Source organism: Mycobacterium sp. NGS24 (genome assembly GCF_059813065.1).
Map to the genome: position 1 here is coordinate 1 of NZ_JCALDW010000025.1, position 23,104 is coordinate 23,104.

Genomic DNA, 23,104 nt, shown 5'->3' on the forward strand with positions numbered 1-23,104 from the left:
CCTTCGCGCTGCCCTGCAGCCATAACGATAGGAAATTAGCCGGACAACGTACCCATGAACCTCAAATTTTCTGGCATCGTCGGATCAGGTCGGGCAAATCGCGCCGCAGCCCGCCGGGACCGGCTGCGCGAACGCTCTTCAGCAGACTCGCGGGCTCGGGGTGAATACCACCGGCATCGACTCCAGCCCGGACACGAAGTTCGCCGGACGCAGCGGCAACGCCGATTCATCGGCAAGCCGCAGATCGGGTAGCCGCTCGAGCACCCGCGACGTCATCAGCGACAGCTCCAGGCGGGCCAGCTGATTACCCATGCAGAAATGGGTGCCGAATCCGAATGCCAAGTGGCTGTTCGGGTTTCGTCGGATGTCGAAGTTCTCCGGCTGGTCGAACTGCGACTCGTCAAAGTTCGCCGACTCGAAGAGCAGCATGATCTTCTCGCCCGCCCGCATCGAGGTGCCGTGAAATTCCGTGTCACTGGTCAGCGTCCTGCACATGTTCTTCACCGGCGACGTCCAGCGCAGCATCTCCTCGATCGCCCCCGGCAGCAACGACGGGTCGGCGACCAGCGCCTCCCACTGATCGCGATGCCGTACCAGTTGCTCGGTCCCCCCGCTCAGCGTGTGCCGGGTGGTCTCGTCGCCGCCTATCAGGATCAGCAGTGTCTCCATCACGATCTCGTCGTCCGACATCCGCTGACCTTCGACCTCGGCGTTGATCAGGATGGAGTACAGGTCGTCGGTCGGTTCCGCACGGCGCTTACCGATCAGATCCATCGTGAAAGCGGTGTACGCGGCGAAGGCTTCCATCACCGTCTGGAATTCCGCCGACGTCGGGTCGATGTGCGAGCTGAGCCCGCAGACCAGGTCGTCCGACCATTTCAGCAACATCCCGCGGTCCTCGGGCAGTACGCCCAGCATGTCGCCGATCACCGCCATCGGCAGCGGTGCGGCGATGTCCCGGACGAAGTCGCACTCGCCACGCTCGCACACCGCGTCGATCAGGGTGTCGCACAGCTCGCCGATCGATGCTTCTTTGTCCTTCACCCGCTTGCGGGTGAACCCGGCGTTGACCAATTTCCGGCGGATCAGGTGGGCCGGGTCGTCCATGTCGATCATGTAGGGCATGCCGGGCTGATCGGGGCGGATACCGCCGGTGCTGGAGAACAGTTCCGGGTTGCGTTCGGCGTCCAGGATTGCTTGATAGGTGGTGGCTCCGGCCAGTCCGTTGCGATCCCGAAACACCGGCTGATTGGCCCGCATCCAGCGGTAAGCTGCCCGCGCCGCGACGCCGTCGGCATAGAAGTTGCCGTCCGCCAGATCGATGTTCAGGATCGTCTCGGGAATGGTTTCACCCACAACGTCAGTCATCTACAGCCTCCAGTTCGCTACGTCGAGCCCATTACAGTAAGCCCCATGACTGTCTCGCAACACACCATCGCCGGAACCGTGCTCACCATGCCGGTGGTGATCCGCAAGGCCGATCAGCATTCCGCGATGTTCTCGGTCCCCGCCGGCGCCGCGCAGCGTCTGATCGACTACAGCGGCCTGCAGGTCTTCGAATACCTGCCGGGCCGGGCGATTCTGGTGCAGCTGCTGGTCCGCTACCTCGACGGCGATCTCGGCAAGTACCACGAGTACGGCACCGCCTTCCTGGTCAACCGGCCGGGAACGCACGCCAAGGGCTTGCGGGCAATGGCCGATGCCGCCACTTTCATCCATCGCCTGCCGGTCGACCAGGAGTTCACCCTCGAGGCCGGGCGCACCATCTGGGGATATCCAAAGATCATGGCGGACTTCACCGTTCGCGAGGGACGCAAGTTCGACTTCGACGTCAGCGCCGACGGTCAGCTGATCGCCGGGATCGAGTTCAGCCCCGGCCTTCCGCATCCGGCCATGAAAGCGCAGCACCTCACGACGTACTCCCACCTGGACGGGGTCACCCGGGAGACCTCGTCGACAATGCAGACCTCGGGGGTGCGCACCCGCCTCGGCGGCGCCCGGATCAGGCTGGGCGAGCACCCCTACGCCAAGGAGTTGGCATCGCTGGGCCTGCCCAAGCGGGCGTTGATGACGCAGTCGGTGACCAACGTGGAGATGTCGTTCGGCGACGCGCACGCCGTCTGAGCCCATCCCCATCGAGTCAATCTAGAACGCGTTCTAGCGGTACCGCAAGGCCGCCGCTCAGATCAACGCGGCGAGGTCCCGTACCTGCTCAACGCTGCGGGCACCCACCACCATCATGGTGACGCCCGCCGCCTCCCAGGCGCCGATCTGCTTACGCACGTAGTCCAGATCGCCGACGATCATCGCGTCGTCGACGAGCTCGTCCGGGATGGCCTTGCCGGCTTCGTCCTTGCGGTCGGACCGGAACAACCTGGTGACCTCCTCGACCACCTCGGCGTATCCCATCCGGCGATAGACGTCGGCGTGGAAGTTGGTGTCCTCGGCACCCATGCCGCCCATGTAGAGGGCCAGGAACGGCTTGATGCCCTCGAACGCCGCAGCCCGGTCTTCGGTGACGACGATCTGCGCGGTCGCACAGATCTCGAAGTCCGCCCGGGAGCGTCGGGCGCCCGGCCGCGCGAACCCCTCGTCGAGCCACTCGTTGTACATGTCGGCCATGCGCGGCGAGTAGAAGATGGGCAGCCAGCCGTCGCAGATCTCGGCGGCCAGCGCCACGTTCTTGGGCCCCTCGGCCCCCAGCATGATCGGGATGTCGGCGCGCAGCGGGTGGGTGATCGGTTTGAGCGGCTTACCCAAACCTGTTGTGCCGGAACCGGACAGCGGCAGCGGATAGTGCGGACCGGCGCTGGTGACCGCCTCCCTGCGGGCCCACACCTGGCGCACGATGTCGATGTATTCGCGGGTGCGGGCCAGCGGCTTGGGGAAGCGCTGCCCGTACCACCCTTCGACGACTTGGGGTCCGGACACGCCCAGGCCCAGAATGTGCCGGCCGCCGGACAGGTGGTCCAGCGTCAGCGCGGCCATCGCACAGGCCGTCGGGGTGCGCGCGGAAAGCTGGACCACCGAGGTGCCCAGCCGCACCCGTTGCGTCGAGGACCCCCACCACGCCAGCGGCGTGTAGGCGTCCGAACCCCATGCCTCGGCGGTGAACACCGCATCGAACCCGGCTTCTTCGGCCACGGCGACGAGCTCTGCGTGGTTCTCCGGCGGTTGAGCGCCCCAGTAACCGAGTTGCAGTCCGAGCTTCACAGCTTGCCTCCTACGGCCTTGGTAAAGGGCTAGTTGAAACCATTCTTAGAACCTGTTCTACTCGAAGGCGTGACAGCCAGTTCGAGCGGCCCGACCCTGATCGACCACCCTGAGCCGCCTCTCTCCGCACCGTTGACGTTGTCTTTCGACTACACCCGTTCGGTGGGTCCCACGCTCGGTGAGTTCTTCACCGCGCTGCGGGACCGCCGGGTGTTGGGGGTCCGTGGCTCCGACGGCCGGGTTCATGTGCCGCCGGCGGAATACGACCCCGTCACCTACGAACCGCTGCGCGAGATGGTACCCGTGGCCAGCGTCGGCACCGTGGTGTCCTGGACGTGGCAACCCGAGCCGCTCGGCGGGGAGCCGCTGGACCGACCGTTCGCCTGGGCGCTGATCAAGCTCGACGGCGCGGACACCCCGCTGCTGCACGCGATTGATGTCGGAGCCGCGGGTCCTTCGTCCATCAAGACCGGTGACCGGGTGCACGTGCACTGGGCCGAGCAGACCGTGGGTGCCATCACCGACATCGCCTACTTCGTGCCCGGCGAAGACACCGAGCCCGAAGGCGAGCCGTCCGAACAGGATCCGGTCACCATGATCGTCACGCCCGTCTCGCTGACCATCCAGCACACCGCGTCGCACGAGGAAAGCGCCTACCTGCGGGCCATTGCCGAGGGCAAGCTGCTGGGCGCCAAGACCGGCGAAAACGGAAAGGTCTACTTCCCCCCGCATGGCGCCGACCCGGCCACCGGCCTGCCCACCACCGATTTCGTCGAACTGCCGGACAAGGGCACGGTGACGACGTTCGCGATCATCAACATCCCGTTCCAGGGTCAGCGCATCAAACCGCCCTACGTGGCGGCCTACGTGCTGCTCGACGGCGCCGACATCCCGTTCCTGCACCTGGTCGCCGACGTCGACGCGCACGAAGTCCGGATGGGCATGCGGGTGGAGGCGGTGTGGCGTCCTCGCGAAGAGTGGGGCTTCGGCATCGACAACATCGAGTTCTTCCGGCCGACCGGCGAACCGGACGCCGACTACGACACCTACAAACACCACCTGTAAAGGGCTTACTCACACCATGAGCACTCGCAATGTCGCGGTGGTCGGCTTCGCTCACGCGCCGCATGTACGCCGTACCGACGGCACCACCAACGGCGTCGAAATGCTGATGCCGTGCTTCGCCCAGCTCTACGGCGACCTCGGCATCACCAAGTCCGATATCGGATTCTGGTGTTCGGGGTCGTCGGATTACCTTGCTGGACGGGCATTTTCGTTCATCTCCGCGATCGACTCGATCGGCGCGGTGCCGCCGATAAACGAATCCCACGTGGAGATGGACGCCGCCTGGGCGCTGTACGAGGCTTACATCAAGATCCTCACCGGTGAGGTCGACACCGCGCTGGTGTACGGGTTCGGCAAGTCGTCGGCCGGCATCCTGCGCCAGATCCTGTCGCGCCAGACCGACCCCTACACCGTGGCGCCGTTGTGGGCGGACTCGGTGTCGATGGCCGGACTGCAGGCGCGCATCGGACTGGACTCCGGCAAGTGGACGCACGAGCAGATGGCGCAGGTCGCCCTCGACTCGTTCGCGCGGTCGGAACGGACCGACTCCGAGCAGCCGGCCGACAGCATCGACGAACTGCTGGCCCGGCCGTTCTTCAACGATCCGTTGCGACGCCACGACATCGCGCCGATCACCGACGGTGCGGCAGCGATCGTGCTCGCGGCCGACGACCGGGCGCGCGAACTACGCGAAAAGCCGGCCTGGATAACGGGAATCGAACACCGCATCGATACCCCCGCGTTGGGTCTGCGCGACCTGACCATCTCGTCGTCCACCGCGGCTTCGGCGAAGGCGGCCACCGGTGGTGACACCGGCATCGACGTTGCCGAGATCTGCGCGCCGTTCACCCACCAGCACCTGATCCTCGCCGAGGCGATCGGCCTGAGGGAGTCGACGAAGGTCAACCCGTCCGGCGGCGCACTGGCCGCCAACCCGATGTTCGTCGCCGGCCTGGAACGCATCGGTTTTGCCGCACAACACATCTGGGACGGCTCGGCGGGACGGGTGCTGGCACACGCCACCAGCGGCCCTGCGCTGCAACAGAACCTGGTCGCGGTCATGGAAGGGAAGAACTGATGGCTGGCGCAGGAGCGAACCTCGCCGCGGTGCTCGGCACCGGACAGACCAAATACGTGGCGAAACGCAAAGACGTTTCGATGAACGGGCTGGTGCGCGAAGCCATCGACCGGGCGTTGGCGGACTCCGGGTCCACTTTCGACGACATCGACGCTGTCGTCGTCGGTAAGGCGCCGGACTTCTTCGAGGGCGTTATGATGCCCGAACTGTTCATGGCCGACGCCGTAGGAGCGACCGGCAAGCCGTTGATCCGCGTGCACACTGCAGGTTCGGTAGGCGGATCCACCGGCATCGTCGCGGCCAGCCTGGTGCAATCGGGCAAGTATCGCCGGGTGCTGGCGATGGCCTGGGAGAAGCAGTCGGAGTCGAATGCCATGTGGGCGTTGTCGATTCCGATCCCGTTCATCAAGCCGGTGGGTGCCGGCGCCGGTGGCTATTTCGCCCCGCACGTGCGGTCCTACATCCGCCGCTCCGGTGCCCCGCTCAACATCGGTGCCATCGTCGCCGTGAAGGACCGACTCAACGGCGCCAAGAATCCGTTGGCGCACCTGCACCAACCCGACATCACCGTGGAGAAGGTGATGCAGTCCCCCATGCTGTGGGACCCGATCCGTTTCGACGAGACCTGCCCGTCGTCCGACGGCGCCTGCGCTGTGGTGATCGGTAACGAGGAGATCGCCGATGCCCGGCTGGCAGAGGGGAACCCGGTGGCCTGGATTCACGCCACCGCGCTGCGCACCGAGCCGCTGCAGTTCTCCGGACGCGACCAGGTCAGTCCGCAGGCGAGCCGGGACGCCGCGGCCGCGCTGTGGAAGGCGGCCGGCATCACCAGTCCCATCGACGAGATCGACGCCGCCGAGATCTACGTTCCGTTCTCCTGGTTCGAGCCGATGTGGTTGGAGAGTCTGGGCTTTGCCCCCGAGGGTGAGGGCTGGAAGCTGACCGAAGCCGGCGAGACCGCGATCGGTGGACGGTTGCCGGTCAACCCGTCGGGCGGGGTGTTGTCGTCCAACCCGATCGGCGCGTCGGGCCTGATCCGCTTCGCGGAGTCCGCGATACAGGTGATGGGCAAGGGTGGGGACCATCAGGTGCCGAATGCGCGTAAGGCGTTGGGCCACGCCTACGGCGGGGGTTCGCAGTACTACTCGATGTGGGTGGTCGGATGCGACAAGCCGGAACAGGCCGGCGCATGAAATACACCCTCAGCATCGCGTTCAGCCCGATCGACCAGCTGACCGAACTCGCCAAAACCGCAGAGGAAGTCGGCTTCGACGCGATCGCGCTGCCGGATTCGATCTTCTACTTCGAGAAGCAGTCCGTCGACTATCCCTACACCGCCGACGGCAAGCGGATGTTCGACGAGAACTCCCCCTGGGTCGACCCGCTGATCCTGGCGGGCACCATGGGCGCGGTCACCTCGAAACTGCGGTTCTACACCAACGTGATGAAGTTGGGGTCACGCAACCCGTTGCTGCTGGCCCGCCAGGTCGGCTCGGTGGCCAACCTGACCAACAACCGGTTCGGATTCGGTGTCGGAATCGGCTGGGCGCCCGAAGAATTCGAATGGTGCGGGGTACCGTACGCGCGTCGCGGCAAGCGGGTCGACGAGATGATCGACGTGATCAAGCTGGTACTCGCCGGTGGCATGGTCGAATTCCACGGCGAGTTCTACGATTTCGACCGTCTGCAGATGAGTCCGGCGCCCAGTGAGCCGGTGCCCTTCTACGTCGGCGGGCACACCGACGTGGCACTCAAGCGGGCGGTGCGCGTCGGCGACGGCTGGACCAGCGCGATGATGACGCACGCGCAACTGGACGAAACCATCGGCAAGCTCAAGGCGCTGCTCGCCGAAAACGGCCGTGCGGAAGACCCTTTCGAGTACCAGGCCGTGTGCATGGACAAGTTCGGCGTGGACGGCCACCGCGAGCTCGCCGACATCGGGGTGACCGACTACATCACCATTCCCTGGGTTTTCGACGGCCTGAGCTTCGATGCGCCGCTGGACAAGAAGCAGGATTCGATGAAGCGGTTCGCCGACACCTACATCCACTCGGGTTGGCAGGACGCGTGACTCATCCGGCGCACGAGGCCGGCCGGCGCTCCCGCGAGGCGGTCGGCGCGCGCGACAAGGAGGCCTGGCTGGCGGTATTCGCCGACGACGCGATTGTCGAAGACCCTATCGGGCCATCGCATTTCGACCCTGAGGGCAAGGGGCATCGCGGCAAGGAGGCGATCTCGCGGTTCTGGGATCTGGCCATCGCGCCCACCGACAAGATCGAGTTCTTCTTCCAAGACAGCTATCAATGCGGAAATGAGGAAGCGAACGTCGGGCACATCCTGATCACTGCGGGCGGTTACCAGGTCACCGCCCAGGGCGTGTTCACCTACCGGGCCGACGATCAGGGGCAGCTGCTGGCGCTGCGCGCCTACTGGGAGTTGGACCAGGCGACCGCGTCCGCTCGCCCAGTCTCCAGCTGAGTGTGAATCACACGACACAACACGGCGATTCTGCGTCGCCGACTTCACTTTCGCTGTGGTGAAGTCGAATATGGACCAGCTACGCATCGTGTCAGTTTCCCTCCCTTTCTGTCAGCAAGGGGCTAAAGTCCGTTGGGCTTCCATTCGCACGGGTCAGGTGTCGCCGGCAACAAGCGTGCGATGAGCTAACTCTGGGTTCCGTCGGGCGGGATGCGCAGAGCCACGATCAGGGCCGCGTGTAAATCTCGCGACCACAGAGTTTGAGGGAGCCAAATGTCGTTTGTCATTGCAACACCTGACTTGGTGGCGGCTGCGGCTGATAATTTGGCCGGGATCGGGACGGCCGTTCAGACGGCAAACCGGACGGCGTCGGTCGCGACGACGCGGCTGGTGGCTGCCGCCGGTGATGAGGTGTCGGCGGCCATCGCGGCCCTGTTCGCGGCGCACGGCGAGGAATATCAGGCCTTCAGTGCGCAGGCGACGGCGTTCCACGATCAGTTCCTGCAGACCCTCGCGAGCGCCGGCAAGGCGTATGCCACAGCCGAAACCAGCGGCATTGATGCGCTGCTGCTCGAGGTAGTCAATGCGCCGACACAGACATTGCTGGGACGCGCGCTGATCGGCAATGGCGCCGACGCGACCGTCCCGGGCGGCCGGGGCGGCGACGGCGGGCTGTTGTGGGGCAACGGCGGCAATGGGGCCGCTGGCGCGGCTGGTCAAAGCGGCGGAGCAGGTGGCTCGGCGGGTTTGGTCGGCACGGGCGGGGCCGGCGGGGCCGGCGGTGCCGGACAGGCCGGTGCGGCCGGTGCACCGGGGATGGCCGGCGCCAATGGTGGCGCGGGTGGCGCCGGTGGATTGTTCTTCGGTCAGGGCGGAGCCGGCGGGATCGGTGGCGGAGGCGGCGAAGGCGGGGCGGGCGCGTCGGCCGTAGCGGGTAGCGGTGCGGCCGGTGCTACGGGCGGGGTCGGCGGGGTCGGCGGCCAAGGGGGTGCCGGCGGAGCACGCGGACTGCTGTTCGGCCAGGGCGGTAGCGGCGGTCTGGGCGGTCACGGAGGTCTGGGCGGCAACGGCGGAGACGGTGCCTCGGCTAGCGGCGCCGCGGGCGGTGATGGCGGAGCCGGTGGTGCCGGCGGTGCGGCCGGTGCCGGTGGCGCCGCTGGGGCTGGCGGCGTGGCGGGCGCATCGGGTAACGGTGGGCACGGTGGTGACGGCGGCAATGGAGCTATCGGCGCGAACAACACCGACATACCGACCAAGGGCAACGGCGGTTCGGGCTTTGCTGGGGGGTCGGGCGGGGCTGGCGGCGCGGGCGGGAACAGCGGTGCCGGCGGTATCAACGGCAGCGGCGGGCTCGGCGGCAATGGCGCCGCCGGCGGGCGCGCGGCCGACGGCTCCGCTGGCGCATTGACCGGCGGCGACGGCGGCACCGGCGGTCGCGGCGGCAACGCCGGCGCCGGCGGTGCCGTCGGCACCGGAGGCACCGGAGGTACCACCGGCCCCTCAGGTACCGGTGGTACCGGAGGCCGAGGCGGCGACGGTGGCTCTGTGTTCACCTCCGGTTCGAGCAACGTCGTGGGAGGTAACGGCGGCTCGGGCGGCGCCGCAGGCACCGGCGGGAACGGTGGTAACGGCGGCAACGGCGGCGACGCCCGGACCGACGGGTCGGGCAGCGCCACCGGCGGTAACGGCGCCGCGGGCACCGACGGGGCCACCGGCGGCAACGGCGGCAACGGCGGCAGCGCTGAGACCTCCGGGTCCGGGCAGGTCACTGCCGGTGCCGGCGGGGTGGGCGGGCACGGCAGCGCCGGGCGCGGCGGCAACGGCGGAAACGGCGGCTCCGAATACGTCTACTCCGAATCGAAGCAGCACGCGGTGGGCGCCAACGGTGCGGCGGGCGGCACCGGCACCACCGGCGGCGGCAACGGCGGCAACGGCGGCAACGCCCAGACCAACGGGCCGGGCAGCGCCACCGGCGGTGCCGGCGCCGCGGGCACCGCAGGGGCCACCGGCGGCAACGGCGGCGACGGGGGGAACGCCAGGACCACCGGGTCCGGGCAGGTCTTTGCCGGTGCCGGCGGGGTGGGCGGTGACGGCAACGCCGGGCGCGGCGGCAACGGCGGCAATGGCGGCTCCGAAACCGTCTCCAACACCGGTTCGGCGCAGAACGTGGTGGGCGCCGACGGTGCGGCGGGCGGCAAGGGCACCACCGGCGGCGGCAACGGCGGTAACGGCGGCAACGCCGCGACCGACGGGTCGGGCAGCGCCACCGGCGGCAACGGCGCCGCGGGCACTAACGGGGCCACCGGCGGCAACGGCGGCAACGGCGGCACCGCCCAGACCTCCGGGTCCGGGCAGGTCAAAGCCGGTGCCGGCGGCGTGGGCGGGCACGGCAGCGCCGGGCGCGGCGGCAACGGCGGCAACGGCGGCTCCGAATACGCGTTGGCCACCGATTCGAAGCAGAACGTCACGGGTGCCGACGGTGCGGCGGGTGGTACCGGCACCACCGGTGGCGGCAACGGCGGCAGCGGCGGCGATGGGGCGACCAACGGGTCGGGCCGCGCCACCGGCGGCAACGGTGCCGCGGGCACCGCCGGGGCCACCGGCGGTAACGGCGGCAACGGCGGCTCGTCGATCTCGGTGTCCGGGCAGGTCGCTGCCGGTGCGGGCGGGGTGGGCGGTGAGGGCAGCGCCGGGCGCGGCGGCAACGGCGGCAACGGCGGCAGCGTATTACTCGCCGACCCCAGGTCGGCGCAGAACGTGGTGGGCGCCGACGGTGCGGCGGGCGGCAAGGGCACCACCGGCGGCGGCAACGGTGGCAACGGCGGCGATGCCTCGACCTTCGGGTCGGGCAGCGCCACCGGCGGCAACGGCGCCGCGGGCACTAACGGGGCCACCGGCGGCAATGGCGGCAACGGCGGCAACGCCACGACCGATGGGTCCGGGCAGGTCACTGCCGGAGCCGGCGGTGCGGGCGGTCACGGCAGCGCCGGGCGCGGCGGCAACGGCGGCAACGGCGGTTCCGAAACCGTCTACTCCGGGTCGGCGCAGGACGTGGTGGGCGCCAGCGGTGCGGCGGGTGGCACCGGTACCACCGGCGGCGGCAACGGCGGCAGCGGCGGCAACGCCCAGACCTCCGGGTCGGGCAACGCCATCGGCGGCAACGGCGCCGCGGGCACCAGCGGGGCCACCGGCGGCAACGGCGGCAACGGTGGCAACGCCGCGACCGCCGGGTCCGGGCAGGCCACTGCCGGTGGCGGCGGGGTGGGCGGTGAGGGCAGCGCCGGGCGCGGCGGCAACGGCGGCGACGGCGGCGACGCGACCATCATCAATTCAGCGTCCACCGCCACGGCGACCGCCGGCGGTGGAGGAAACGGCGGTGCAGGGAACGGCGGCGCAGGTGGCGATGGGGGTGACGGCGGGAATGCGACCACCGATTCTGTTTTCGGCAACGCCATCGGCGGCAGCGGCGGATCGGCGGGCCGCGGAACACCCCCCGGCACACCCGGCACCCACGGAACCCCGTAGATCCACCCCGTCAGATGCCGATGACCGACGTCGTAGCAGCGCCCACGCACTTACAGGTGTGTTCGTCGTTGGCCTCGTTGCCGAACCCGAATCACAAAACCGGCTCGATCCCCGCGATGTGCCGCTGCGCGAGGTCCCGGTAGGCCTGCGGATTCACGTTCACCCATAGCTCCGCGCCGGTCCCCTCGATCGGCCCCTTCACCTTGGCGGGCGCACCCACCACCATCATCCCGGCCGGAATCTGCGTGCCCCCGACCACCAGCGCACCCGCCGCCACCATGCACCGCGCGCCGATCACCGCGCCGTCCAGCACCGTGGCGTGGTTGGCGATCAGCGCCTCGGACCCGATGTGGGCGCCGTGGATCACGCACAGATGCGCGACCGTCGCCCCCGGACCGATGTCGACGGGGATTCCGGGCGGGGCGTGCAGCACCGACCCGTCCTGCACGTTGGCGCCCTCCCGGATCACCACCGGGGCATAGTCGCCGCGCAGCACAGCGTTGTACCAAACGGACGCGCCGGCCTGCACGGTGACGTCGCCGATCAGCGTCGCGGTAGGTGCCACAAATGCGGTCGGATCGACGCGCGGCGAGCGACCTTCGAAAGAGAACAACGGCATCAATTACATATACCGTAACGCGCATATACCGTGGTTAGCCTCACCGTCGTTGCGCACCTCCGCCCCAAAACTGTAACGTGTTCTAGTTAGCAGCCCCTTTTTTGCGATACAACCGCGGAGGTAACAGGGTGAGTACCGACACAAGCCACGTCGGTGTCCGGGAAATCGACCCCGGCGCCTTGCCGACCAGGTATGCCCGCGGCTGGCACTGCCTGGGCGTCGCGAAAGACTTTCAGGACGGCAAACCGCACTCGGTGCAGGCGTTCGGCACCAAACTAGTGGTGTTCGCCGACTCTCACGGTGACATCAAGGTGCTCGACGGCTACTGCCGGCACATGGGTGGCGACCTGTCCGAGGGCACCATCAAGGGCGACGAGGTCGCCTGCCCGTTCCACGACTGGCGCTGGGGTGGCGACGGCCGCTGCAAGCTGGTGCCGTACGCCAAACGCACCCCCAAGACGGCGCGCACCCGGGCGTGGACCACTGATGTCCGCAGCGGTCTGCTGTTCGTGTGGCACGACCACGAAGGCAACCCGCCGGACCCTGCGGTCCGGATTCCGGAGTTGGCCGAGGCGGCCAGCGACGAGTGGACCGAGTGGCGGTGGAACAGCATCCTCATTGAAGGGTCGAACTGCCGCGACATCATCGACAACGTCACTGACATGGCGCACTTCTTCTACATCCACTTCGGGTTGCCGACGTACTTCAAGAACGTCTTCGAAGGCCACATCGCTTCGCAGTACCTGCACAACGTCGGCCGGCCTGACGTCGACGATCTGGGCACCACTTACGGTGAGGCGCATCTGGATTCGGAGGCTTCGTATTTCGGCCCGTCGTTCATGATCAACTGGCTGCACAACAGTTACGGCGGTTACAAGGCCGAGTCGATCCTCATCAACTGCCACTACCCGGTCACTCAGAACTCGTTCGTGCTGCAGTGGGGCGTGATCGTCGAGAAGCCCAAGGGCATGGACGAGAAGATGACCGACAAGCTGTCCCGGGTCTTCACCGACGGCGTGAGCAAGGGCTTCCTGCAGGACGTGGAGATCTGGAAGCACAAGACGCGCATCGACAACCCCTTGCTGGTCGAGGAAGACGGCGCCGTCTATCAGCTGCGCCGCTGGTATCAGCAGTTCTACGTCGACGTGGCCGACATCCAGCCGGAAATGGTGGAGCGCTTCGAGATCGAGGTCGACACCACCCGCGCCAACGAGTTCTGGAACGCCGAGGTTGCGGACAACCTGAAGGCACGCGACGCCGAGCCGGCCGCCGACGACGTACCTGCGCAGCAACACTGAAGTCGTGGCCGACGACCAGGACGTACCCGACGTCGACCGGCTGGCCCGGTCGATGCTGGCCCTGCACGGCGATCACCATGATCATGACGACGCACCGTCGCACAATGGCCGTAGCGGTTCCGGAACGTGGTCCAAGTCAAGGGATTTCACCAATGACCCGGAGCGCGCCGCCTCGGTGGCCGAAGCCAGCCGCGTCGACCGGGACCGCTACCTGAGCGCAGGGTTACGGCCGGTGGACTGCCGGTTCTGCCACGTCACGGTGACGGTGCGGCGGCTCGGACCGGGACACACTGCGGTGCAATGGAATACCGAGGCCGCTCAGCGCTGTGCGCACTTTGCCGAGGTGCGCGCCGGGGGCGGCGACACCGCACGCACCAGGGCCTGTCCGCGGCTATCCGACAGCATCGAGCACGCGGTGGCCGAGGGCATTCTCGAGCACGAAGCGGCCGACTGAGACGCGCGACTCAGTCGCGCGGGTTAGCCACGCGGTCACATCCGTCACGCCAGCCCCACGGCCGGGATGCTCACGCGACTGCCCGCCTCACCGCGACTTTCCCACCTATCAGCGACTTTGGCCGCGCAGTGCATTGTCGCTGCTGGTGGGCAAGTCGTTCGCAGCCGGGCACGCTCACAGGCCGGCGAACCGCTCCTTCACCGCTTCGGCGGTCAGCCCGTAATCGGCCAGCGAATACCGGTGTTTCGGCGCCCGATCACCTTGCTGGCTCGCGGCGTGACTGGCTTCCATCGCCTGCCGGGCCTCGTCTGTCAGGGCGATACCGAAGTGCCGGTAGATGTCGGCCACCGTGCCCAGTGGGTCGGCGATCAATTCCTGATAGTCGACGTCGTAGAACTGCGCCGAATCATATTTGGCGCGCGCAGCATTGAACCGTTCCAGCCCGCGCGACCAGGTCTCCATCGAGTCGGCCCCGATCTGGGCCCCGGTATACGTGGTGGACCATCCCTCGGCGGTGTGCTGGGCCAGCGAGCACATCGACGCCATGATCGTCTCGACCGGTCGGTGCGTCTGGATCACCAGCGCGTCAGGATAAGTCGCCATCAGCGCGTCCAGCGCAAACAGATGACTCGGATTCTTCAGCACCCAACGCTTGTCCGTGTCGTTCATGCCGATCAATTGAAGGTTGCGCTTGTGCCGCTGGTACGACGGCGTCCAATCCTGTTCGGACAGCCACCTCGCGTAAGTCGGCAGGTGGGCAAGGGTCTCATAGGACACCGAGTGCAGCGACTGCCGCAGCAACTGCCAGCACTCCTCGAGCTCGTAGGCCGCCATGAAGTGCAGGCCGGTGTAACCGGGGTTCTCCGCATGGTGCTGGTTTAACTGGTCATCAAGCCTGCGGTACAACGGATTCGAGTCCCAGGTGTCGCGCGGCGGGCGGGGCTGCGGGAACTCCGCCAGCCACATGTGCAGACCCTGGTGCGCCGGATCGGCGCCCAGCAGCCGGTGCAGCGCCGTCGTCCCGGTGCGCACCAATCCGGTCACGAAAATCGGCCGCTCGATCACGACGTCCGCGTATCCCGGATGCTGTTTCCACGCCGATTCGGACAGCAGCCTGGCCACCAGCGCGCCGCGCAGGAAGAACCTGTTCATCTTGCTGCCCAACACCGTCAGGCCGGCTTCGGTCCGATACGAGTCGAGCAACACCGTCAGCGCTTCGCGGTAGTTGTCGTCGTCAGAGCCGAAATCATCCAACCCGGTGAGTTTGGTTGCCGACGCGTGCAATTCGTCGACCGTCGCAATGTCAGTTCGCTCGGCCATTACGTGTGATACTCCCCGCAGTTGACGTCCAGGGTCTGTCCGGTGATGCCACTGGACAGATCGCTGGCCATGAACAGGATCGCCGACGCCACCTCGTCCTCGGTGGGCAACCGTTTGAGGTCGGAGTTGGCCGCGGTGGCCTGATAGATCTGCTCGGCGGTGGTGCCGTACTTGCCCGCCTGGTGATTGAAATAACCCTGCAGGGTGTCACCCCAGATATAGCCAGGTGCAACGGAATTGACGCGGATACCCTGCTCACCGAGTTCTGTCGCCAGGGACTGCGACATCGACAGCAGGGCCGACTTGGCCATCTTGTACGCCCCGTATTTGGCCTGCGAGTGCCGGATCACCATGGAGTTGACGTTGACCACGGAGCCATGCGACTCCGCGAGCGCCGGAGTGAAGCCCTGAATGAGCCGCAACGCACCCAGCGCACTGAGTTCGATCGCATCTCGGATGTGCTGAAACGTGGTGCCGGCCAGCGGTTTCATCGACGGCACCCGGAACGCGTTGTTGACCAGCACGTCGACCTTGCCGAATGCCTCCAGCGAGGCGTCAACGAGGTTGCTCACCTGTTCGTCGTCGGTGATGTCGGTGCGTACCGCAACCGCTTTGCGGCCGATATCGACGACCTGCTTGGCGACATCGTCCAACCGGTCGGCACTGCGGGCCGCCAGCACCAGGTCGGCCCCGTCGAGGGCACATCGGCGCGCCAGCGTGGTTCCCAGACCGGGGCCGACCCCGCTGATCACCACTACCTTGCCGTCGAGCAGATCGGTCATCCAAGCATCCTTGCCGCTATTTGTTGCTGCCGCAGCGCGATTCGCGCCCGCCAGTTTTCCTCGGAAATCTTGTTGTGGTCGAAGTACGGCAGCGCGGCCGGCACGTTGTCGACGTCCACCAGTTCGACGGCGGGACCGTCGGCGTCGGTGAGCTGCCTGGACACCCGCTGCCAGCGGAACTGCAGGAATCCGCGCCGATGTCCCAGCGTCTCAACCCAATTGGTGACCCCGGGGTTGTGGTCACTGACCACTATGCGCACCTTGCCGTCCGGATCGGCTTGAGCCTGAGTGTTGTTCAATGAAGTCTGGTGATTGATGTAGTCCAGCGAGATGTACCACAGGCTGCCCAGCTGGAAGCCCAGGTACGGCGCGTCACTGACCGGCACTGTGATCACCAGCGCCTGATCGGGCCGTAAGTCGAAGTGGCCCACCGACGAGTACTGCGTCGCCAGTCCGCCGGGGGTCAGCCGGGGCGGCACCATGGTGTTGACCGGTATGTCGAGATAGAACCACTGCGGGAACTGCAGCCACGTCTTGACGCGATTCACCAGCTGTTTTCCGGCTGTGGCGTAACGCTTTTCGATCGTTTGACGGGTGAGCGGGGGCGGTGCGGTGCCGGCGGTGTCGAGCCGCTCGATGGTCAGCGTGCCGCGTCGCGCCGACCAGTCGCCATACACTTCGCGCATCACCAGCTGGCCGGGACTGGTCGGGCGCACCCGCCACTCGAAGGTGCCGTCCGGCGCGATGTCGAGTTCCCGGTCGTCGAACGCGGCCTGGCTGGCAGGCACGTTGTCGTCGGTGTACTCGCCGCCGAGCAACTGGAAGCTCAGATCGGTAGTGGTACCGCGCACACCCCGGACCACGTAGTCGCGATCGGCATGCACGCGGGTGCCGAAGTACAGGGTGTCGGGATTGTCCAGGGCCATCTTGGTGAACGGCCCGGTGCCCGACTGCAGGAACGGGTGGTCACGCTCGTAGTCGAAGGCCAGATGCAGACAACCGGACACACATCCGGCCAGGTATTGCAGCCCCTCGAGGAGGTCGGCTTCGGTCTCGATGAACGGGGCGGCGGCGACCAACCTCTCGGCTTCGGCGATCGCCTCGGTCAGTTGGTCGGAGACAAGGGGTGCGGACACGGCTCTGACGCTAGAACGTGTTCCTGTTTTGAGTCAACCGCTAACATTTCCGCGCGTCGCAGACGCGGAGGGCCGACGAATCCCGCTCACCTCACGAGGTGCACTGATTGGCCAGCGTGATCAGCGCCTGCCGCACATCGGGGTGCCGGTTGAGGTAGTCGTTGAGGTCCGTGCCCGACCCGGCCCGGGCCTGTAGTTGGGCTCTGACGTCGGGGTGGCGGTCCAAGTAGCCGTTCACCTGCTCCCCCGCGGTCTGTCCCACGGTGGTGTTGCAGGGATCTGCGTTGGCCACCGGCATCGCGATCAGTGCCGAGGCGCAAGCACCCAGCAGGCCGCCAACGAGCAGGCGGGAAATCCTCGAAGTCACGATCATCGGAAGTCTCCTTCACGAGGCGAAACGGTGCAGTCGAGAGTACCCACGCAAGTTAGGCACAAGCTGAGGAATTCGAGCTGCTCAGCGCGCCCGCGCCGACCTCGGAGCGGGCTCTAGCTGCGTGCCGCTTCCTGCTCGCGCTTGATCTCCAGCGCGATGTCGATCAACTGGTCCTCCTGACCGCCGATCAGTTTGCGCTGTCCGGCCCGGTGCAGCAGTTCGTGCGCCGGGACGCCGTACCGCTCCCCTTGCCGTACGGCGTGCTTGAGGAAGCTGGAGTAGACGCCGGAATACCCCATGATCAGCGCGTTGCGGTCCAACAGGCACTCGGCCGGCATGGCGGGACGCACCACGTCCTCGGCGGCGTCGGCGATGTCGAAGAAGTCGATGCCGGTCTTCACACCGATCTTGTCGAAGACGCCGATCAGCGCCTCGACCGGGGCGTTGCCCGCGCCGGCACCGAACCGGCGCACGCTGCCGTCGATCTGCTTGGCACCGGCGCGTACGGCTTCCACCGAGTTGGCCACTCCGAGCCCGAGGTTCTCGTGGCCGTGGAAACCCACCTGGGCGTCGTCGCCGAGCTCGGCGACGAGGGCGGCCACCCGGTCGGCGACACCGTCGAGCACCAGCGCGCCGGCGGAGTCGACGACGTAAACACACTGACAGCCGGCGTCAGCCATGATTCGGGCCTGCGCGGCCAGCTTCTCCGGCGGGATGGTGTGCGCCATCATCAGGAATCCCACTGTTTCCAGACCCAGTTCGCGCGCCAGCCCGAAGTGCTGAATCGACACGTCGGCCTCTGTGCAGTGGGTGGCGATCCGGCAGATGGACCCGCCGTTGTCCTGGGCCTCCTTGATGTCCTCCTTGGTGCCCACCCCGGGCAGCATCAGGAAGGCGATCTTGGCATCCCGGGCGGTTTCGGCGGCGAGCTTGATCAGCTCCTGCTCGGGTGTCTTGGAAAAGCCGTAGTTGAACGACGAGCCGCCCAGGCCGTCGCCGTGCGTCACTTCGATCACCGGCACCCCGGCGGCGTCGATCGCCGTCACGATCGCCTGCACCTCGTCCTTGGTGAACTGGTGACGCTTGTGGTGCGACCCGTCCCGCAGCGACGTGTCGGTCATCCGGACGTCCCAGACCGGGTTGAAGAAGATGTCGGTCGTCATCGTGCGCCTCCTTGCACGGCCAGCGTCTCCTTGGCGATCTCCTCGCCGACTTTCGTCGCTGCCGCGGTCATGATGTCGAGGTTGCCGGCGTAGGGCGGCAGGTAGTCCCCGGCGCCTTCTACCTCCACGAACGTGGTGACCACGTGATTGCCGCCGTTGACCACCGAGGGCTCATCGAATTGCGGCTCGTTGAGCAGGCGGTAGCCGGGCACGTAAGTCTGCACTTCGGCGACCACGTCGTGGATGGACTTGGCGATCGCATCACGGTCGGCGTCCTCGGGGATGGCGCAGAAGATGGTGTCGCGCATGATCATCGGCGGATCGGCCGGGTTCAGGATGATGATGGCCTTGCCGCGAGCGGCGCCACCGATGGTCTGCACCCCGCGCGACGTGGTCTTGGTGAACTCGTCGATGTTGGCCCGCGTTCCGGGGCCTGCGGACACCGACGCCACCGACGCCACGATCTCGGCGTACGGAACATCGACCACTCTGGACACCGCGTGCACGATCGGGATCGTGGCCTGTCCGCCACAGGTGATCATGTTGACGTTGGGGGCGTCCAGGTGCGCGCGCAGGTTCGCGGGCGGGATCACCGCAGGGCCCACCGCGGCCGGAGTCAGATCGATGGCACGGATACCGGCGGCCTCGTACTTGGGAGCGGCGTCGCGGTGCACGTAGGCGCTGGTCGCCTCGAACACCAGGTCGGGTTTCTCGGACTGCTCCAGCAGCCAGTCCGCACCTTTGTGGCTGGTCTCCAGACCCAGCTTGCGGGCCCGGGCCAAGCCTTCGCTGTCCGGGTCGATGCCGACCATCCAGCGCGGCTCCAGCCAGTCCGATCGCAGCAGCTTGTAGAGCAGGTCGGTGCTGATGTTCCCCGACCCGACGATGGCGACACTCGCCTTACCAGGCATGTTGCTCCTCTACTAACTTGTCGCGATCCGGCGGCTGCGATCGCTCGCTACTGAAATGTAAGACGGACCGCACCCAGACCCGCGAAGTCGGCGACGAATTCGTCGCCACCTCGCACGTCAACCGCTACGGTGCACGATCCCGGCAACACGATGTCACCCTTTCTCAACCGCACCCCGAAACTTTCCACCTTGCGGGCCAACCAGGCCACTGCTGTGGCGGGATTGCCCAGCACGGCGTCGCTGCGCCCCTGCGCGATCAACTCCCCGCTGCGGGTCAGCTTCGCGTCGATCCCGGTGATGTCGATGTCGTTCGGCCCCACGCGCGCTTCACCCAGCACGAAGCCGGCTGAGGAGGCGTTGTCGGCGATGGTGTCGCACAGCGCGATCTTCCAGTCCCTGATCCTGGTGTCGATCAACTCGATCGCCGGGGCGACGGCTTCGGTGGCAGCCAGCACGTCGTCCTCGGTGCAGCCTGCGCCCGGCAGGTCCTCGCCCAAGATGAACCCGACCTCGACTTCCACCCGCGGCAGCAGATAACGACTCGTCTGCACCGGCGTCGACTCGAACACTTCCATCTCGTCGAGCAGATGACCGTAATCGGGTTCGTCGACGCCCATCATCTGCTGCATCACCTTCGAGGAAAGGCCGACCTTGTGCCCCACCACGCGGGCGCCTTCGGCCACCCGTTGGCGGATGTTGATCAGCTGGATCTCGTAGGCGTCGACGACGTCGATATCGGGGTATGCGGCGGTCAACGGGGCGATGCCGCGGCGGCTTCGTTCCGCCTCCGCCAGGTCGGCAGCGAGCTCGTCGCGGGTGGCCACATCGAGCATTTACCGAATTCCCTTCGCGCTTGTGACCGGGCCAGTAGCGCCCGACCCGGGCAATTCTATAACGTGTTCTACATGACCGCACAGGAGTACGACGTCGTCGTGGTCGGCAGCGGCGCCGCCGGCATGGTAGCTGCCCTGACCGCCGCCCACCGCGGCCTCTCGACAGTAGTCGTCGAGAAGGCTGCGCACTTCGGTGGCTCCACCGCCCGCTCCGGCGGTGGCGTGTGGATCCCCAACAACGAAGTGCTCAAGCGCGACGGAGTCAAGGACACACCCGAAGCCGCCCGCACCTACCTGCACGGCATCGTCGGCGACAAGTCGGTGAGCGGGGTCGAACCCGAACGCATCGACACCTATCTGCAGCGCGGACCGGAGATGCTTTCGTTCGTCCTCAAGCACACACCGCTGAAAATGTGCTGGGTGCCGCGCTACTCCGACTACTACCCCGAGGCACCGGGCGGCCGCGCGGAAGGCCGGTCTATCGAACCGAAGCCGTTCGACGCCCGCAAGCTCGGACCCGACGAGGCCGGACTGGAGCCCGCCTACGGCAAGGTCCCGCTCAATGTGGTTGTGATGCAGCAGGATTACGTGCGACTGAACATGCTCAAGCGACACCCGCGGGGCGTGGCCCGCAGTTTGAAGGTGGGCGCCCGCACCATGTGGGCCAAGGCGACCGGTAAGAACCTGGTCGGCATGGGTCGCGCGTTGATAGCGCCTCTGCGCATCGGTTTGCAACAAGCGGGTGTTCCGGTGGTACTCAACACCGCGCTGACCGACCTCTACGTCGAGGACGGTGCGGTCCGCGGAATATATGTGCGCGACACCGCGGCGCCCGAGTCCGCCGAACCCCGGCTGATCCGCGCCCGGCGCGGCGTGATCCTGGCCTCGGGCGGTTTCGAGCACAACGAACAGATGCGAGTGAAGTACCAGCGGGCGCCCATCACCACCGAGTGGACGGTCGGCGCCAAAGCCAACACCGGGGACGGCATCATCGCCGGCGAAAAGCTCGGTGCCGCACTGGATGTCATGGAGGATGCGTGGTGGGGCCCGACGGTTCCGCTGGTCGGCGCACCGTGGTTCGCGCTTTCCGAGCGCAATTCGCCGGGCTCGATCATCGTCAACATGTCCGGTAAGCGATTCATGAACGAGTCGATGCCCTACGTCGAAGCCTGCCATCACATGTACGGCGGCGAGTACGGCCAGGGCCCCGGGCCGGGTGAGAATATTCCGGCTTGGCTGGTGTTCGACCAGCAGTACCGGGACCGTTATATCTTCGCCGGACTGCAGGCGGGACAACGCATTCCGCGAAAGTGGATGGAGTCGGGAGTGATCATCCAGGCGGACACTCTGGAAGAACTGGCCACCAAAGCCGGCCTGCCGGTCGATGAATTCAACAAGACAGTGGCCCGCTTCAACGGCTTCGCCCGCTCCGGCGTCGACGAGGACTTCCACCGCGGCGAGAGCGCTTACGACAGGTACTACGGCGACCCGACCAACAAGCCGAACCCGAACCTCGGAGAGATCAGCCACGCACCGTATTACGCCGCCAAGATGGTCCCGGGCGACCTGGGCACTAAGGGCGGTATCCGCACCGACGTGCACGGTCGGGCTCTGCGCGACGACGGCAGCGTCATCGACGGCCTCTACGCCGCAGGCAACGTCAGCGCACCGGTGATGGGTCACACCTATCCGGGTCCGGGCGGCACGATCGGTCCGGCCATGACATTCGGATACCTGGCGGCGTTGCACATAGCTGGGAACAACTGACATGCCCATCGATGTTGACGTCGCGCTGGCCGCCGAGCTGGAGCCGATCGAGTTCTCTTGGACCAGTAGCGACATACAGCTCTACCACCTCGGGCTGGGCGCCGGCAGTGATCCGATGGACCCACGCGAACTGCGCTACCTGATCGACGACACACCGCAGGTGTTGCCGACGTTCGGCAATGTCGCCGCGTCGTTTCATATGACGGAGCCACCCACCGTGCAGTTCCCCGGCATCGACATCGAGTTGGCGAAAGTGCTGCACGCTTCCGAGCGGGTCGAGGTGCCTGCCCCGCTACCGCCGTCAGGATCGGCCACGGCTGTCACCCGGTTCACCGACATCTGGGACAAAGGTAAGGCCGCGGTGATTTGGAGTGAGACGACGGTGACCGCGCCTTCCGGTGATTTGCTGTGGACGCAGCGACGGTCGATCTTCGCTCGCGGCGAGGGCGGGTTCGGCGGCGAACGGGGGCCGTCGGGGTCGGATACCGCACCGGACCGCGCACCCGATCTCGAGCTGGCGATGCCGCTGCTGCCGCAGCAGGCACTGCTGTACCGGCTGTGCGGCGATCGCAACCCGCTGCACTCGGATCCTGAATTCGCTTCTGCCGCAGGATTTCCCAGGCCGATCCTGCACGGTCTGTGCACCTACGGCATGACCTGCAAGGCGATTACCGACGCACTGCTGGACGGGGACGCTTCGGCGGTCGGGGCCTACGGTGCCCGCTTCGCCGGTGTGGCCTTCCCCGGGGAGACGCTGCAGGTCAACATTTGGAAAGAGGACGGCCGCTTCCTGGCCGGGGTCGTCGCACCGGCACGCGACAACGCTGTCGTGCTGTCCGGGGTGGAACTGATCCCTGCGTAGCGCCTGCTGTTCTGCGCCTCCCACCCCCGCCGAGCGTCACGCTAGCGTGGCTGTCGACGCCGAGCGTCACGCCTCCCACCCCCGCCGAACGTCACGCTAGCGTGGCTGTCGACGCCGAGCGTCACGCTAGCGTGGCCCCCGCAGCCGCTTGCCCCCAACAGATTTACTCACCCCCGCCGAACGCCACGCCTCTCACCCCCGCCGAGCGTCACCCCCGCCGAGCGTCA

At 67.0% G+C, this 23,104-nt stretch carries 21 protein-coding genes; 11 read left to right on the plus strand and 10 right to left on the minus strand.

All coding sequences use genetic code 11. The features are described 5' to 3' along the window. Positions 1-138: 138 nt before the first annotated feature. Positions 139-1,368, minus strand: coding sequence for a cytochrome P450 (locus AC5Y6Y_RS23195; RefSeq protein WP_463828644.1), 1,230 nt, complete (start codon positions 1,366-1,368; stop codon positions 139-141). A 45-nt stretch (positions 1,369-1,413) separates the two neighbouring features. On the opposite strand from AC5Y6Y_RS23195, the gene AC5Y6Y_RS23200 reads away from it, so the two are divergent. Next, positions 1,414-2,124: an acetoacetate decarboxylase family protein gene (locus tag AC5Y6Y_RS23200; protein ID WP_473140331.1), complete on the plus strand. Its 711-nt coding sequence runs from the start codon at positions 1,414-1,416 to the stop codon at positions 2,122-2,124. A gap of 57 nt (positions 2,125-2,181) precedes the next feature. On the opposite strand, the gene AC5Y6Y_RS23205 is transcribed toward AC5Y6Y_RS23200, so the two are convergent. Next, a complete protein-coding gene (locus AC5Y6Y_RS23205; RefSeq protein ID WP_473140332.1) occupies positions 2,182-3,213 on the minus strand; it encodes an LLM class F420-dependent oxidoreductase in 1,032 nt (343 codons plus the stop codon). A 69-nt stretch (positions 3,214-3,282) separates the two neighbouring features. Here AC5Y6Y_RS23205 and AC5Y6Y_RS23210 point away from each other — a divergent pair, with 69 nt between their 5' ends. The 6 genes from AC5Y6Y_RS23210 to AC5Y6Y_RS23235 all read left to right on the plus strand — a co-directional run bounded on the left by AC5Y6Y_RS23210 (position 3,283) and on the right by AC5Y6Y_RS23235 (position 11,359). Continuing rightward, positions 3,283-4,278 carry a Zn-ribbon domain-containing OB-fold protein gene (locus tag AC5Y6Y_RS23210; protein WP_473140333.1) on the plus strand — a complete coding sequence of 332 codons (996 nt, stop codon included), beginning with the start codon at positions 3,283-3,285 and terminating at the stop codon, positions 4,276-4,278. 16 nt (positions 4,279-4,294) lie between these two features. After that, a complete protein-coding gene (locus AC5Y6Y_RS23215) occupies positions 4,295-5,356 on the plus strand; it encodes a thiolase family protein (RefSeq protein WP_473140334.1) in 1,062 nt (353 codons plus the stop codon). Next, positions 5,356-6,549, plus strand: a complete 1,194-nt coding sequence (locus AC5Y6Y_RS23220) for a thiolase family protein (RefSeq protein WP_473140335.1) — start codon at positions 5,356-5,358, stop codon at positions 6,547-6,549. The genes AC5Y6Y_RS23215 and AC5Y6Y_RS23220 overlap by 1 nt, the downstream gene beginning before the upstream one ends. Continuing rightward, a complete protein-coding gene (locus AC5Y6Y_RS23225; protein WP_473140336.1) occupies positions 6,546-7,427 on the plus strand; it encodes a TIGR03619 family F420-dependent LLM class oxidoreductase in 882 nt (293 codons plus the stop codon). The genes AC5Y6Y_RS23220 and AC5Y6Y_RS23225 overlap by 4 nt, the downstream gene beginning before the upstream one ends. Beyond that, on the plus strand, positions 7,424-7,834 hold the full coding sequence (locus tag AC5Y6Y_RS23230) for a nuclear transport factor 2 family protein (RefSeq protein WP_463828637.1): 411 nt from the start codon (positions 7,424-7,426) through the stop codon (positions 7,832-7,834). The genes AC5Y6Y_RS23225 and AC5Y6Y_RS23230 overlap by 4 nt, the downstream gene beginning before the upstream one ends. A 273-nt stretch (positions 7,835-8,107) precedes the next feature. Beyond that, a complete protein-coding gene (locus AC5Y6Y_RS23235; RefSeq protein WP_473140337.1) occupies positions 8,108-11,359 on the plus strand; it encodes a PE family protein in 3,252 nt (1,083 codons plus the stop codon). A gap of 91 nt (positions 11,360-11,450) precedes the next feature. Here the strand turns inward: AC5Y6Y_RS23235 and AC5Y6Y_RS23240 are convergent, their stop codons facing one another. Further along, positions 11,451-11,978 carry a gamma carbonic anhydrase family protein gene (locus tag AC5Y6Y_RS23240; RefSeq protein ID WP_463828635.1) on the minus strand — a complete coding sequence of 176 codons (528 nt, stop codon included), beginning with the start codon at positions 11,976-11,978 and terminating at the stop codon, positions 11,451-11,453. Between the two features lie 128 nt (positions 11,979-12,106). Between AC5Y6Y_RS23240 and AC5Y6Y_RS23245 the strand changes: the two genes are divergently transcribed. Beyond that, complete coding sequence (locus AC5Y6Y_RS23245) at positions 12,107-13,276, plus strand: 3-ketosteroid-9-alpha-monooxygenase, oxygenase component (RefSeq protein ID WP_463828634.1); 1,170 nt, start codon at positions 12,107-12,109, stop codon at positions 13,274-13,276. A gap of 4 nt (positions 13,277-13,280) precedes the next feature. Further along, positions 13,281-13,730: a hypothetical protein gene (locus AC5Y6Y_RS23250; protein ID WP_463828633.1), complete on the plus strand. Its 450-nt coding sequence runs from the start codon at positions 13,281-13,283 to the stop codon at positions 13,728-13,730. Positions 13,731-13,904: 174 nt separating this feature from the next. On the opposite strand, the gene AC5Y6Y_RS23255 is transcribed toward AC5Y6Y_RS23250, so the two are convergent. The 7 genes from AC5Y6Y_RS23255 to AC5Y6Y_RS23285 all read right to left on the minus strand — a co-directional run bounded on the left by AC5Y6Y_RS23255 (position 13,905) and on the right by AC5Y6Y_RS23285 (position 20,248). Then, a complete protein-coding gene (locus AC5Y6Y_RS23255; RefSeq protein ID WP_473140338.1) occupies positions 13,905-15,050 on the minus strand; it encodes a sulfotransferase family protein in 1,146 nt (381 codons plus the stop codon). Beyond that, a complete protein-coding gene (locus AC5Y6Y_RS23260; protein WP_463828631.1) occupies positions 15,050-15,832 on the minus strand; it encodes an SDR family oxidoreductase in 783 nt (260 codons plus the stop codon). Before AC5Y6Y_RS23260 ends, AC5Y6Y_RS23255 begins: the two co-directional genes overlap by 1 nt. Next, positions 15,829-16,968, minus strand: coding sequence for a hypothetical protein (locus AC5Y6Y_RS23265; RefSeq protein WP_463828630.1), 1,140 nt, complete (start codon positions 16,966-16,968; stop codon positions 15,829-15,831). The genes AC5Y6Y_RS23260 and AC5Y6Y_RS23265 overlap by 4 nt, the downstream gene beginning before the upstream one ends. 91 nt (positions 16,969-17,059) lie before the next feature. Beyond that, positions 17,060-17,341, minus strand: a complete 282-nt coding sequence (locus tag AC5Y6Y_RS23270; protein ID WP_463828629.1) for a hemophore-related protein — start codon at positions 17,339-17,341, stop codon at positions 17,060-17,062. 113 nt (positions 17,342-17,454) lie between these two features. After that, positions 17,455-18,504 carry a 4-hydroxy-2-oxovalerate aldolase gene (gene dmpG, locus AC5Y6Y_RS23275; protein ID WP_473140339.1) on the minus strand — a complete coding sequence of 350 codons (1,050 nt, stop codon included), beginning with the start codon at positions 18,502-18,504 and terminating at the stop codon, positions 17,455-17,457. Next, a complete protein-coding gene (locus tag AC5Y6Y_RS23280; protein WP_473140340.1) occupies positions 18,501-19,415 on the minus strand; it encodes an acetaldehyde dehydrogenase (acetylating) in 915 nt (304 codons plus the stop codon). Before AC5Y6Y_RS23280 ends, dmpG begins: the two co-directional genes overlap by 4 nt. Before the next feature lie 47 nt (positions 19,416-19,462). After that, entirely contained in the window at positions 19,463-20,248 is a 786-nt protein-coding gene (locus AC5Y6Y_RS23285; RefSeq protein WP_473140341.1) for a 2-keto-4-pentenoate hydratase, read from the minus strand. 72 nt (positions 20,249-20,320) lie between these two features. On the opposite strand from AC5Y6Y_RS23285, the gene kstD reads away from it, so the two are divergent. Together kstD and chsH3 are read left to right on the plus strand one after the other, a co-directional pair. Then, positions 20,321-22,015 (plus strand): 3-oxosteroid 1-dehydrogenase, encoded by a 1,695-nt coding sequence (kstD, locus tag AC5Y6Y_RS23290; RefSeq protein ID WP_473140342.1) that lies wholly within the window; start codon positions 20,321-20,323, stop codon positions 22,013-22,015. A gap of 1 nt (position 22,016) precedes the next feature. Then, entirely contained in the window at positions 22,017-22,877 is an 861-nt protein-coding gene (gene chsH3 / locus AC5Y6Y_RS23295) for an enoyl-CoA hydratase ChsH3 (protein WP_473140343.1), read from the plus strand. Positions 22,878-23,104 lie beyond the last annotated feature (227 nt).

Coding starts and splice junctions, on each gene's coding strand:
- AC5Y6Y_RS23195 (WP_463828644.1), bottom strand. CDS start 1,368: ATGACTGACGTTGTGGGTGAAACCATTCCCGAGACGATCCTGAACATC.
- AC5Y6Y_RS23200 (WP_473140331.1), top strand. CDS start 1,414: ATGACTGTCTCGCAACACACCATCGCCGGAACCGTGCTCACCATGCCG.
- AC5Y6Y_RS23215 (WP_473140334.1), top strand. CDS start 4,295: ATGAGCACTCGCAATGTCGCGGTGGTCGGCTTCGCTCACGCGCCGCAT.
- AC5Y6Y_RS23220 (WP_473140335.1), top strand. CDS start 5,356: ATGGCTGGCGCAGGAGCGAACCTCGCCGCGGTGCTCGGCACCGGACAG.
- AC5Y6Y_RS23225 (WP_473140336.1), top strand. CDS start 6,546: ATGAAATACACCCTCAGCATCGCGTTCAGCCCGATCGACCAGCTGACC.
- AC5Y6Y_RS23235 (WP_473140337.1), top strand. CDS start 8,108: ATGTCGTTTGTCATTGCAACACCTGACTTGGTGGCGGCTGCGGCTGAT.
- AC5Y6Y_RS23240 (WP_463828635.1), bottom strand. CDS start 11,978: ATGCCGTTGTTCTCTTTCGAAGGTCGCTCGCCGCGCGTCGATCCGACC.
- AC5Y6Y_RS23255 (WP_473140338.1), bottom strand. CDS start 15,050: ATGGCCGAGCGAACTGACATTGCGACGGTCGACGAATTGCACGCGTCG.
- AC5Y6Y_RS23260 (WP_463828631.1), bottom strand. CDS start 15,832: ATGACCGATCTGCTCGACGGCAAGGTAGTGGTGATCAGCGGGGTCGGC.
- AC5Y6Y_RS23270 (WP_463828629.1), bottom strand. CDS start 17,341: ATGATCGTGACTTCGAGGATTTCCCGCCTGCTCGTTGGCGGCCTGCTG.
- dmpG (WP_473140339.1), bottom strand. CDS start 18,504: ATGACGACCGACATCTTCTTCAACCCGGTCTGGGACGTCCGGATGACC.
- AC5Y6Y_RS23280 (WP_473140340.1), bottom strand. CDS start 19,415: ATGCCTGGTAAGGCGAGTGTCGCCATCGTCGGGTCGGGGAACATCAGC.
- AC5Y6Y_RS23285 (WP_473140341.1), bottom strand. CDS start 20,248: ATGCTCGATGTGGCCACCCGCGACGAGCTCGCTGCCGACCTGGCGGAG.
- kstD (WP_473140342.1), top strand. CDS start 20,321: ATGACCGCACAGGAGTACGACGTCGTCGTGGTCGGCAGCGGCGCCGCC.
- chsH3 (WP_473140343.1), top strand. CDS start 22,017: ATGCCCATCGATGTTGACGTCGCGCTGGCCGCCGAGCTGGAGCCGATC.